General features: G+C 68.1%; 6 protein-coding genes. All 6 read right to left on the minus strand.

Annotated features, from left to right (window positions below; translation table 11 throughout):
• Window positions 1–20: 20 nt before the first annotated feature.
• Window positions 21–2,303, minus strand: a complete 2,283-nt coding sequence (locus ABT001_RS27005; RefSeq protein WP_351282443.1) for a UvrD-helicase domain-containing protein — start codon at window positions 2,301–2,303, stop codon at window positions 21–23.
• Window positions 2,300–9,151 carry a DEAD/DEAH box helicase gene (locus ABT001_RS27010; protein WP_351282446.1) on the minus strand — a complete coding sequence of 2,284 codons (6,852 nt, stop codon included), beginning with the start codon at window positions 9,149–9,151 and terminating at the stop codon, window positions 2,300–2,302. The genes ABT001_RS27005 and ABT001_RS27010 overlap by 4 nt, the downstream gene beginning before the upstream one ends.
• A 190-nt stretch (window positions 9,152–9,341) precedes the next feature.
• Window positions 9,342–9,881 carry an SMI1/KNR4 family protein gene (locus tag ABT001_RS27015; protein ID WP_351282449.1) on the minus strand — a complete coding sequence of 180 codons (540 nt, stop codon included), beginning with the start codon at window positions 9,879–9,881 and terminating at the stop codon, window positions 9,342–9,344.
• A 22-nt stretch (window positions 9,882–9,903) separates the two neighbouring features.
• On the minus strand, window positions 9,904–10,152 hold the full coding sequence (locus tag ABT001_RS27020) for a hypothetical protein (protein WP_351282452.1): 249 nt from the start codon (window positions 10,150–10,152) through the stop codon (window positions 9,904–9,906).
• A 171-nt stretch (window positions 10,153–10,323) separates the two neighbouring features.
• Window positions 10,324–11,004 (minus strand): Lsr2 family DNA-binding protein, encoded by a 681-nt coding sequence (locus ABT001_RS27025; RefSeq protein WP_351282455.1) that lies wholly within the window; start codon window positions 11,002–11,004, stop codon window positions 10,324–10,326.
• On the minus strand, window positions 11,001–12,838 hold a 1,838-nt coding region (locus tag ABT001_RS27030), incomplete at its 5' end, for an RHS repeat-associated core domain-containing protein (RefSeq protein WP_351282458.1). The genes ABT001_RS27025 and ABT001_RS27030, both read right to left, overlap by 4 nt.

Raw genomic sequence — 12,838 nt, forward strand, 5'->3', positions numbered from 1 at the left:
GGGCAGCCGACTGGCGCCCATCACCGTCCGGCCGTCACCAGCGGCGCCAGGAAGGGGCTCGGTGTGCCGTGCCAGAAAATGTCCAGGCTGTCGCGGGCCCGCGTGGTGGCGACGAACAGCAGCGAGCGGGCCTGCTGGACCTCACGCCGGTGGCGCACCGGATCGGTGGTACGCCTCCGGTTCACGTCGTCCCTGGGGATCAGCCCGTCGCTGACTCCGGCCACGATCATGCGTTGGTACTCGAGACCCTTGAAGCGGAACATCGTGCCGATGTGCACGCCGTCGTCGCCGCGTGGACCGTCAGGGCCGATCTCCACGGCCCGGATTCCGTGCTCCGCCAGAGTGGTCGCGGTTTCGCTCGCCATCTGGTTCGTCGGCACGCAGATCGCGATCTGCTCGTGTGGGATGTCGTCCCAGCTGTCGATCAGCATGGCGATGGCCTCTCGCTCGGCATCCCAGTCTGTGCAGCCGTGCAGGTCCGGCTCCCCGCCGCTGAGGACCGACCTGTATCCGGCCAGGGTCTCCTCGTTGCCGTCGAGGTCGTCGTACTTCTCCTGGCTGAGCACGTCGAGCGCCGAGCGCAGGATCTGACGAGTGGTGCGGTAGCTCAGGCTCAGCTTCGACGCTCGTCCACGGATGTTGATGCCGAGACTGCCGAGCGTGACCTGGTTCTTGTAGATGCGCTGGTGGGTGTCGCCGACCAGGAAGAGGTCGTTGCGGCTGTGCGCGGTCATCGCACGTAGCATCTTCCAGTGCGCCGGCCGCAGGTCCTGAGCCTCGTCGACCACGATGTGCCGGTAGCGGTAGCGGAGCCATCCGCCGGAGCCTGCCTGCAGATGAATGTTGTCTAGTCCGCCGGCCTCTTCCCGCTGCTGGTCGATTGCCAGAATGCGCTGCTCGCGTTGCATTTCCAGGCGTGCGGCCCGCTCCGACACCTGGTCCCAGGTTTGCCGGCCCAGGCGGTCGAGGCGCTGGGTGAAGCGCTCGGCGAGTTGCCAGATGTCGGCACGCTCAGCTCGGGTGAGTGTGCGGCCGCGTCCGGCCCTGCGAGCACGGAAGTATTCCGTACGGGAGGCGACGGCCTGCCCCAGGATGACCTGTGACCACTCGTCCTGCAGGAACTCAGCGTCCCAGCCCGACTCGTCGAGTTCTTCGAGTAGCGAACGCCATTCGCGGACAGCCTGGTTGTCGTCGATGGTCTGCTTGCGGCTGCCCGGCTCCGCCTCGCGCACGATCCGCAGGGCCAGCTGATCGACATGGCTGATCTCGACGCGGCCGAGCAGTGCTTCCCCGCCGAGCGCCAGGAGACGGGACCGTAGGTCGGCGGCCAGGTTCTTGTTGAACGTCGTGAGCAGAACGGGCTTGTCCCGGCCGGGTGGGAGTTGTTCGACCAGGTGCTTCACCCGGTGCAGAGCCACGATGGTCTTGCCGGTTCCGGGGCCGCCTCCCACACGTGCGGGACCGTTGTAATCGCGGTTCACGAGCTTGGCCTGGGTGGGGTGGAGGAAGACCTTCCAACGACCGAAGTCCTCACCCTCCAGAGCCTCGCGCAGCGCCTCGTCGGTTGTCGTGACGATGGTCGCGGGGCGCTCGACGGCAGCCTGGAAGTCATCCGTGTCGACCAGCTCAGGCGTGGCGACAGGCGCGGTGACCTGTTCGAGGACCTCGTCGAACGACTTCTCGTCGTAGAGCGCGAGCAGGACCTCACCGGTCAGCTGCGGCGCGTAGTCGACGAGCCCCAGCAGTTGGTCCTCGGTGGTGAGCGCCTGAATGACCGGGATCAGAGGCCCGGCTACACCGAGGTCCGTGAGCTGCTGCTCGGTCCAGGCAACGAACAACGGCACGTGCGCCGGGGAGGCCGCTTGCCCGGGTGAGGATTCCGCACGGGGGGCCGGCTCGGGGGTGGTGGTGGCTGCTACCTGGGGCGTGCTCGCGGCCTGCGCCGCCAGCAAACTTTCCTCCACGACCTGAAGGTCGACGTACTCGATACCACCGGTGATGCGGTTGACCGAGTACGCGAGCCGGTCGAGGTGCTCGTAGACGTCCTTGCGGTGCTTGACCGAGACGATCAGCCAGTCCTCGTCGGCCAGGCGCAGCAGCAACGCCCTGTACTCGTCGTTGACGCGCGCCGACCACAGCTTCTCGTGACCCTTGAGCTGCTTGAGCTGCAGGCCTGTGGATCCAGGGTTGTTCTTGAACTTGTGCTGGAAGTCGTAGATCGCGCCCTTGACCGAGCGGGGAAGCTTGAGGATCTCCCTGTCCGCCTTGTCGAGCAGGCGCAGGGTCACACTCTGGTTGGTCACGACTGGTCTTCCCCGTCCTTCATGGTGCGGTGGTTCTCCTGGTGACGACCCATGCCGCCCACCGATGGTTGTACGCCGAGCCGCTCGGCGATCTCCTCGGCCGTCCACGCGGTCGCGGGACGCACCTCCCAGCCGGCGGCCACGAAGGCCCGGTCCCGGTCCTCGGCCTCGGGGTCGCGTTCGTCCCCGCGGGCAGGATGTGGAGAGAGGACGACACCGATGCGCGCATCCACCCAGGCCAACTCGGCCATCCAGCCACGGTCGTCCAGCTCGTGTCCGTCGGCCGGAACGGGGATGCCGGATACCGCAGCGAGGCGTAGGACGAGGTCCTGGAGCCCCACCTCGTCCGGGTCGAGGTGCTCGATGACCTGGTCCCAGCCCGGGTCCCGGACGGGTGCGGCAGGGGCGGCAGGAACGATGACGGGCTGCGTCGCCTCGGTCGGCGGAACCGGAACGGCCATCGCCTCCAAGGAGAGCACCGTCGAGAGGAGCCCCGCCCCGCCCGTGACCGCCAGCGCCTCGGGTGCGAAGTCGCCCAGCTGCCCGGCTGTCAGCTGAAGGCTGTCGCCTCCACCGTGCTCCAGGAACTGCAGCAGATTGCTCCAGTAGAGCCAGCCACGCCAACGCCGTTTGTGTGACTCCTCGTCGGCGAAGACGCCGTCCGCGTCATCGATGACGGTCAGGGCCGTCCACGAGGGCGGGCGGTTGCGGCCGTCCACGGCGAACACCAACCGGCACTGCGAGCTGTCTACAGCCGCGTACACCTGGACCCGCCCACCGGTCCCGGTCAGCGGATCCGCACCCTCCAACGCCCGGACGATCTCGTCCCCGACCGAGTCCACCGGCCCGCCCCGTGCCCCGGCTCCCAGCAGCCCAGCGACCGCCGCCTCCGCCCGCCACAACCACCGGTCGGCCGAAGGATCGCGCAGGTACGCGAGGAGCACGTCCGAAGGATTCACCCATACGGTCTCGGAGAGCTCGCCGGGCAGCCCCTTGCGCACACTCGCGTAGTAGCCGCGGGCCTTCGCCTGCCCCGAGTCACCGTACGGACGCCAGACCGGGGAAGCGGGACCGGCTCCCGCATATCCGGTGTCCAGGACCCGGCGCTGCCACTCCTTCACGTCCGCGTACGTCAGCTGGAAGACCCGTATGCCATCCGCTCGCAGCCGGGTCCGCTTCGCGGCGTCGTCCGCCATCCGGTTGTACTTCCGGCCGGCATGGAACGCGTAACCGTCGAGGTAGAGCGCGACCCGGGGGCCCGGCGCGTCGAGCCGCTCGAACAGGACGTCCGGGCGGGTGCCGTCCAGCACCCGCTGCTGGGACACCCGCCAGCTGAACGTCTTGCCATCGGCCCCCGTCAGGCGGAGGTCGAGGGCGTGCGTACCCGCTGGAGTCGTGTACGCGTCACCGCTCGCACGGCTGCCGGGCAGTGACGCCCACTTGCGCAGCGTGTCTATGAAAACGACCTCCAGGTCGCTCTCGGCCTGCTGCTCCATCGGAATGTGCTGCGTGGTCGCGACCGGCGAAGTACTCCACCGCTCACCATCCGCGCCCAGCAACTCGTCGAGCATCTGGCGCACTTCCTGGCGGCTCACCTTGTCGTAGTCGCCCGGCGGAACGCGGCGCAGCAGGCAGCGGTGGCAGCCGTCGAGGCCCTTCTCGCGACAGCCGCAGTTCTCGATCACCTCGCGCGCCTGCAGCAGCACCTCCCGGAACCCGTCCGCGGACGCCAGACGATGCAGATAGCCCGTGCCCCCGGGCAGACGGTCGTGGATGACGAGGAAGCGCCTCGGGTACTCGGCGCCCAGCCCGTCCCCGCTGTCCGGCATCGAGGCCGCCGCGATGTCGATGTGGTCGGGATCGCCCCCGTACCGGGCGGCGATGCCCGCGAACAGTGCTGCCGTGAACGACGCGAGCCGCTCCTTCGCGCGCGCCACGGAGACCGGCAGCAAAATGCGTACGGCCTCCGTGACCAGCTCATGGGCGAGCAGCAGCGGTACGTCCTCGCCCTTCCCCTGTTCCTCGGCGGCACCACGCTGTCGACGGCGCGGGCACCAGAGCTGGTGATGGGCACTGGCCCGGGTGGACCGGCTCAGAGACTCGCTCAGCGCGTGCTGCGCCTGGTCGACGACCGGTTGGCCCTCGGACGTGGCGCCACCACAACTCGTACACACATAGAACGGGTTGAGCCGCACGTCCTCCCCGGCCATCGACACCGTCGAGCTGCCGTCCTGACGGTCCAGGCCAAGATTCAGCGTCCGAACCACCGCACGCCGCGTGAAGTCCGCACCGAACACGGCGGTGTCGTGGCGCCAGGATCCGGGGGCGAGATGGGCCGGGTCGATGTCGACGGTCTTCAGCACCGAGTACCGCCTGCGCTCCCGCTCGTCCCGGTCGTCGCGAACCCGGGCATCGTCACGCTTGTCGCGTGCCATGACCCGCTTGGGCTCCAGTACGTAGCTCACGCACCCCGCGTCCGCGATCTCACGCGAAGCGCATCGCGGACAGGCGGACGTGTCCGTCCGGGCGTCCTTGGTCCGTGTGTAGCCACAGGCGGGACACAGCCGCCACACCGCCCAGGCGCGCCGCTCCGGGCTGCCGATGTCCAGGGCGCGCACCACGTGCTTGTAGCCGTTGACGTAGAAGCTGTTGCCCGGGGCGAGCTCGGTCAGGGCGAGCTTGCGTGAGCGCTCGTAATCACGGACCTCACTGCGGTACGTGCTGGTCGGAGCGGCATCGGCGTCCCCCTCTCCGGGATCAGCCGTCTCCTTCCAGTAGAGCGTGCCTTCCAGGGTCGTCACCGTGTCGGCCAGGCTGTAGTTGGGCAGCAGCCCCAGCTCAACCAGCACACCGTGCGCGCTCGTCTGGCTGAGGTTGCGCAGCAGATCACCGGTCGACCGGCGCTCCGCGAGCAACTCCTTCCGCTCAGGACCCTGCTCGCGGTCGTCGGCCAGCAGCCCGTCCACGGCCACGTCGATCGCCGCGATACGCCGCCGCAGTTCCTCGCGCCGACCGGTCCAGTCCGCCTCGGCCTCCTGCAGCGCACGGACGATGCCGCCGGACGCGTAGGCACGCAGCTCCCCGGCCGCGTGTTCCGACACCCCGCTGTCCTCGTCCTCGCCCATCGGGAAAAGGGACAGGAACTCCTCCACCCGGCGCGGCCCCTCGGTGAGGGCCGCGTCCTGAAGGTCCTGACACCACCCCGTCGTCCCGAACAGGGCCGAGGCGAGCCGGGGTACCGGCTGCAACTGCTCCCCGTCCGCCGTCACCAGGGCGCCACGAGCCGCGAGGTCCAGGAGGTGCGCCGTGTACTGGCGGCGCAGGATCTCGACGGCCGACAGATAGCACCCGGGAGGCACGATGTCTCCCGCGATCATCTCGCGCGGATCGTCGAGGTAGTACAGGTCACGGGCACGCCGCCCGCCGAAGGCCACCACCAGGGCGTTGCCGGTCCTGCGCCCGGCCCGTCCGGCTCGCTGTACGTAGTTCGCCGGGCCGCCTGGCAGCGAGCCGAGCAGCACGGCGGAGAGGTCGCCGATGTCGATGCCGAGTTCCAGCGTCGGCGTGCAGGACAGCACATTCGGATCGGTGTAATGCGTACCCTCGCGGAACGTACGCTCGACCTGCTCACGTTCGGGGCGGGTCAGCATGCCGGTGTGTTCGGCGGTCACGACCCGGTAGGTGCCGCCGGTCAGATACAGGCGCCGGTAGTAGTCGCCCTGGTAGTCGCGTTCCAGCTTTCCGCCAAAACCGCCCGAGCCGGAGCCTGTGGACGACATGCCGTACTGCGGGGGAGTCAATGAGCCTTTGCACCGGTATCGCGGGCATGGGTGCCCGTACCAGCGGGTGCGCCGCTCGGGCGGTACGACCTGCTGCCAGCCGCACGCGTCGCAGCCGACGAACGCCTTGTTGACCACGGAGTCGTCCAGCAGCCGCACTTCGATGTGCCCCGGCTGCAGCCCGTACACCCGGGTGACGCGGTCGGCCGCCACCTTCACCGACAGCAGCCCCTCCTCCGCCAATAGCGGGAGCAGCCGACGCAGGTACTCGCTCGCCCCGGCCGCGTCCAGCGACAGACAGCGCCGCGTCCAGTCCTGGTACCAGGCGCCCCGACCGGTGACGGTGTCGAACTTGCTGCGTTCCTTCGTGCTGTCCAGGAGGAAGCGCGGCGGGGCCACATACCCCTCGGGGAACGCGGGCATGCCCTCCGCACGCTGTCCCGAGATCAGGTACTGATTGACGCCCGCTTCCCTGATCCATGTATCGAGCCAGCGGTGCCGAATCCCGCCGCGCGTCCGCGTCCGCTCCAACAGCCCACGGACGAAGGCGAGATACCGGTCCGTTGTAGGCAACCCCTGGCTCATCACCAGCTGGCCGGGCAGAGTCAGATGCAGATCGCGGGCCAATGCCGCCACCCGGTCCGGGTCGGGCACCGTGACCTCGGCGGCCGCTGTCCGCGTCAGCTCCATCGTCCGGCCCATCCGGGACCGCAGTCCGAACTCCATCACGGTCGCGAACGCCAGACGCTCCCCGATCAGCTTCCACGTCCGCGCGTCACCGGAGCCCCGGCCGGACAACAGCCGGTCCACGCCGGCCTCGTCGTGCAGGTCCGGCGGCACGACAGCGGCCAGGGCCTCAGGATCGTCGACCGAGTCCAGCACGTTGCCGATCAGGTCGTTGAGTGCGAGCGGCGCCCCGGACTCGTCCAGATTGTGCGCGAGCAGCGATCGCAGAGAGAACTTGTACGACGCATTGGCCACGTACCCCGCACGGTGCGCGGCGTCCTGCGTCGAGTCGTTGAAGAGCAGCGTCTTGCGCTCGTCCGGCAGCAGGGCGATATCACCGCCGGTGAACAACTGCGTCACCGTCGCCGAGGCGAGCGCGGCCAGTGACGTACCCAGGAACCGGATGCCGTTGTCCGTGGCACACGCCGGACAGCGGTCGTCCTTGGCCGCACCGTCCGCCGTCTTCTTGTCCAGGACGGCCAGTGTGAACCAGGCGTCCTGAAGTTCCTCCGCGTCGCCCGGGACAGGCATCCGGTACGTGCCCCCGGCGCCGTCGAGAACGACCACGGACAAGGGGTCCGTGCCCCCGGACACGGGGGTCGCCCCCGCCAGGGCGTCGAGCGCCTCCGTCGCCTCGGCCGCTGTTGCCGCGATGAAATACCGGATACGCCGCTTGTCCCGGCCGACACCGGCCCGCCAGATCTTGTCCGCGGCGGTGACGAGCTGCTGCGGGTCGGACTCCGGGGAGATCGCCGCCCACCCCGACCGCCCGCAGTGCCGGCAGTACACGGCGGGGAGCTGGGTCTGTGCCGGCCGGCGCACAGTGTCCGAGCCGGGCAGCGGAGTGGCCCGGCGGGAGTCCGCGGCGGGCCACTCCGCGCTGTCCCGGCCCTCCGCCTCCTCCTGTGGCGCGGCGCCCAGCGCCGCCTTCCTGGCGGCCGTCCGCTCGTCCTCGTACCACCGGAACTCGGGCGCGGCACCGACCCCGCGCAGCACCCGGCTCACCGGCCGCACCCACAGGTGCGCCTCGATGTGCAGCAGCGGGCGGGGCCGCCGTTCGTCCGACGCGGGGTCCCGCGCCGCGGACAGCAGCGCCACGAACCGGGACAACGCCTCCAGTGCCAGGCGGGGATTCTCCCGGGCCGTACGCGCCCAGGAGTATCCGAAGCGGGCCATGCGGTCGCGCAGGCCCCACTCGTCCAGCGGCTCCCCGTTCAACAGGGCGAGCACCGCGTGCGTGAAGTCGTGCTGCTTGAGCATGCGCCCGAGCTTGAAGGGATCGAGTGCGCGCCTGTTCAGCAACAGATACGCCAACTCGTCGAGGTCGAGACGGTCCGGCCGGGACTCGATCCCAGGGCCGCCTGACGCCTCGATCACCTCCTTCGGCGTGGGCGGATCCGGCAGTTCGTAATTCACGTCACCGACGAACTGGTCGGCCGTCAGACGCTCCTCACCGATGATCGAATCCGTCCCGAAGGGCACGCCGAAGACCTGCTCGGCCACCTCAAGGATCCCGCCGAGCCCACCGGTGCCCTCACCCAGCGTCGCCGACGTCGCCACCGGACAGATGTCGCCCAGCGGGCGACCCGCCCGCGAGGCCCCGACCGTCGCCCCGAGCCGGCGCAGCAGCATCGCCACGTCCGTGCCCTGCGCACCGTCGTACGTGTGGAACTCGTCCAGGACCACGTACGTGAGATCCGCGCCCTCCCACAGCGACCGGTCCTCCGCCCGCTGCAGCAGCAGATCCAGCATCTTGTAGTTGGTGACCAGCACATCCGGCGGGGTCCTACGCATCTCCTCGCGCCGCGTCATCACCCGCCGGAAGTCGGTGTCCGGCCTGTCCCCGATGTACAGCCCGGCCGTGACCTGGGCCAGCTCAGGCTGCGCCAGATATTCACCGATACGCCCGGCCTGGTCGGTCGCCAGGGCGTTCATCGGATACAGCAGGACCGCCTTCACACCCTGGCGACCCAACGCCTTCTGCCGACGGCAGTGATCCAGCACGGGCACCAGGAACGACTCGGTCTTGCCCGACCCCGTCCCCGTCGTCACCAGGGCCGGCTCGGCCGCCCCGCGCAGTGTGCTCAGCCGCTCCCAGGCCTTGGCCTGATGCCGGTACGGCGGGAACCCCGGGTCCCACTCGAGCGCCGACTGCCACCCGTCGTCCGCTGTGTGGAACGGCGTACGGATACGCAGGTAGGGCCCGCGGAAGATCCCGGACTCAGGGTCGCCGAGAAACCGCTCCAGCGCCAGCCGGGTGTCCTCGTCCGCCAGCGCGTACGTCGTCGTGAGGTATTGGGTCAGACTGCCGCGCAACTGTGCGGCGGCCAGGGTGGGTTTCACGACGGCGCCCTTTCGTGTACATGTCCGCAGGGGACTACGCCGACGAAAGCCGACGATCTACGGACAACCGTATATCCGGCGTCCGACAAGAGGGACACCTGTTGAGGCATCCCGACGCCCGGCTGCGCTGAGCCTCGAACCCGGTGCAGCCAAGCCGCGTTCTCTGCGCGTGGGCGGAACGGCGGCGCGGCTATCCGAGAATCTCGTCGTTGGAATCGAACTGATGTTGATCAGCAGGGAGTGCCGGGAAGTAGTTGGTCTCCGCTTGCCCCGTGAGAACGGCCAGAAGGAAGGACGCGCACTGAGTGTCGTGGTGTTCCCACATCGGCCCACGGCCCTCGTTGAACATGACCGTCCATTCGTCCGGCTCCTGTCCCGGCTTCACCAGCCAGTACAGCATTGCCCCTGTGCCCTCGATGTAGGCCCAGGGCAGCACCTCCGTACCGGACTCCTGAAGCTGAGCAGGCCTGGGTTCGACCTCCCACAGCTTCTCGAGGGTCTCGTCCCTTTCGGTCGCTTGCGCGAGCAGCTCGTAGTCGTCGTCCGGGCAGGCAGGATCCAGGAGCCAGATCGTCTCGTCGAAGACACCTCCCCCGTACGTCTCGACAAGCTGCCGGTAGTCGGTCGGCAGCGCGGTGCCGAGTGCCCGTTCGACGGCCGACCAGTCCCTGGAGCGGCGCGGACCGGAAGGCGCGACGAGTTCGGTGAGGCGTTCCACGGCGGGGTGCATGATCGTCTCTATCTGTACCGGGTCAGACGCGTTTGGCGACGTAGGGGACAGTGACGATGTTGGTGTTGCTGCCGCCTTCGTGGGGCGTGAAGCTGAAGCCCTTGTCACCCGGGGCTTCGAAGGTCAGGCCGATCGGTACAACGTCGGTGGGGTCATCCGTCCGGTAGACGGGCGTGACGGAGCACCCGAAGGTTTCCCCTCGCTTGTCGACGACCGCCCTGACCTCTTCCTCGACTCCCCGCACGACCGGCGAGCGAGTGAAGCGGTGCATGGTGACGAAGTTCCGCGAATCCTTGTTCGGGCCACGATCGGCGCGCCTACCAGACGGGTCTTGTTCAGCTTCTTGCTCGCTCGCCCCTGCCCGCATTCGCCGGGCTCTTCCTGCGAGAACCGGTGGAGGCTCGTCCGTGGTCACCGGCCAGCTCGGCATTGATTCGTTCAGTCAGCTGTGGGCGTTCTCCCATGCCTCGCGGATTGCGGCCGGAATGCGTCCGCCGGCGGATACTTGGTAACCGTTGGCCCGAGCCCATACCCGAATGGTCTCGCTGTCGACGGGTGGCCGGGCCGGAGCCTGTGGTGGGGCCCACAGCGTGGGGTTCGAGGGGACGAATGCCGTCGTCGGTTCGAGGACGTCCTTGGGGAACTGGGGCACCGACGTCTCACCGCTCAGTACGGAGACGAGGAACTCGGTGAGAGTCCCGTCGTAGGTGAACCACCGAGGCCCGCGGGCTTCGTTCACGGCGACACGCCAGGCGTCCGGGTCAGTCCGTGGTTCAGTGATCCAGAAAAGGTGCTCTCCGTTGTCGGTGCCGCCCATCGGCAGGAGTTGCCGCGGGTCGTACGGAGCAGGGTAGGTGCCTCGGTCGTGGTCCAGCTGCAGCTGCTCGCGGATTCTCGCGGGCATCGGGCCCGTGAGGTCGACCCATTCAGTGACCCCGTCGGGTTGGTAGATGCGCAAGTAGTCGGCGAAGGACCCCGGGCCATAAGTCGTTGCGAGCCGCTTGTAGTCCTCGGGAAGCGGCACACCGAGAACGCTCTCGACCTGGGGCCAGTCGATGGGGCGGCGGTGACTCGCATCGTCTGGTGGCGGACAGAGTCGGGTCAGGGCGGCGAAGGCGGTCACTGGATTCCTTTGGCGCGTCGTTTCAGCTGATCTGCGTGGTCAAGATTCTCGAACTGCTTGTCAAGGTGGAAACCACCTGATCCGTTGGCCTCCATCTGGATCCACTTCGGAACGGAGTCCTTCTTGTCGTCCGTGTATTCGAGGTAGACGCTATAAGTCACGGTCTCGTTGTTGTTGAAGACAGCATCGTAGATCTGCTTCTCGTAGCCCCGCATGTCTGGGCTGTTGGTAGGGGTCTGGGTGATGGTGAAGAGGTTGTCCAGGGTGTCACCGGAACCACCGAGAATATTCGCCAGCATGTGGCCTCGGCCCTGGTTGTAGTCCGTACCGTGCAGAAACCCGGGTGGTCTCAGCGATTTGTTGGCCTCTGTTCCTTCCCTGAGCATGTCCCGCGTGATCGTCGCGTTCATCTCGTAGGGCCGACCGTGCTTGTCGCGTGTGAACCGGACTCGCCCTCCCCAGGTCGGGTCGGCCTCGCATCCCGCCAGACCCAGCGGATCGGCAAAGGTGAAGGGGTTGGGGACATAGCCGTAGTGGTTGATGGCAGGCGCGATACCGAGCGGGTCAGGACTGGTGTAGCGGGCGATGTCAGGGTCGTAGTACCGATTGACGTTGTAGTGGAGCCCGGTTTCCGGATCGAAGTACTGCCCCGGATAGCGCAGGGGGGTGTAGGCGGTGCTGTCACGGTTCCACTGTGTGGCGCCCCAGGCGGTGCTGCGGGCCCTCCAGCCGAGGGATCCGTCGCTGCTTACGAGTTCGCTGGGGCTGCCGGACAGATCGGTGATGACAGCGAAGAACCGCCGGTCGATCTCCCTCTGGGCGCTGTCCGTCTTGTACTCTCGCTGCGCCAGGGGATGCAGCCCTGCGTAGTCCCACACCGACGTCACGCCTGCAGCGGTCTGTTCCGCCAGCTGGGACCCGTCCCAGCAGTAGGAGATCGCTTCGATCGTGTGGCCGTCGGTATCCGTGCGCTCTTTGGCTGTCCTCCGCCCGAGAGCATCGTAGAGATAGCGCCATCGGCCGTCCGGAGCGTGGACGTGCGTGAGCCTGTCTTCCGCATCCCAGGTGAAACGCCAGGTGAGGATTTTTCCGCTGAGGGTCATGGTCCGACGCAGGGTGACGCGGCCCTGCGCGTCGTACTGGTATCGGGCTCGCCCGGCATGCGTGACCTGAGAACCCTGGTATCGGCGTTGACCGACGGTGTCCTGACCGGGTGCTTCGGTGGGGAGCGCGGTGTGGGTCTGATCACCGGCGGCGTTGTAGGCGTACCGCTCGGTCCATCCCTGCGCGTCGACGGCAGTGATCCGACTCGCCGCGTCAACGGTGTAGGTGCGAAGGCCGGTGTGGCTGTCGTCCACGCTGAGGGGAATGCCGTCGGCTTGGTAGACGAAGGCCCGCTCCAGGGGCTCTGCGCCTGGCGTACTCAAGGACTGGAGAACCACACGGCCGACCGCGTCCCAGCTCTGGCGCAGTGCGAGCATCCCCTGCACGGTGCGAGCGGTCTCTCGTCCCAGTGCGTCCCGTTCGAAGCGGAAGGTGTGATCTCCCGCTGTGTAGGTAGCCAGCCCTCCCCGGCCGTAGGCGAGGTCGCTGCTGGCTCCTGACGGGGTGCGCCGGTGGGTGCGGCGGCCGAGGACGTCGTAGGTGAAGGAGAGCCTGCGCCCGTTGACGGTCTCGGCGAGTACACGGCCTTCCGCGTCGCGTTCGAGGTCGATACGGGCGTGGGCATTGCTGATCTGTCCTAGTAGGGCTTGGTCAGGTCGGACATGGGTGAGCGTGTCCTTTCGGTCGGTGTTGCGTTGACAGGGTGTGACTCCGGATGAGATTGCGGCTG

This window comes from Streptomyces sp. NPDC002793 (genome assembly GCF_040295485.1).
In the GTDB taxonomy this organism is placed as follows: Bacteria; Actinomycetota; Actinomycetes; order Streptomycetales; family Streptomycetaceae; genus Streptomyces.

Excerpts from the sequence above, each read along its gene's own strand:
- ABT001_RS27015 (WP_351282449.1), bottom strand. The coding sequence starts at position 9,881 with ATGCACCCCGCCGTGGAACGCCTCACCGAACTCGTCGCGCCTTCCGGT.
- ABT001_RS27020 (WP_351282452.1), bottom strand. The coding sequence starts at position 10,152 with ATGCACCGCTTCACTCGCTCGCCGGTCGTGCGGGGAGTCGAGGAAGAG.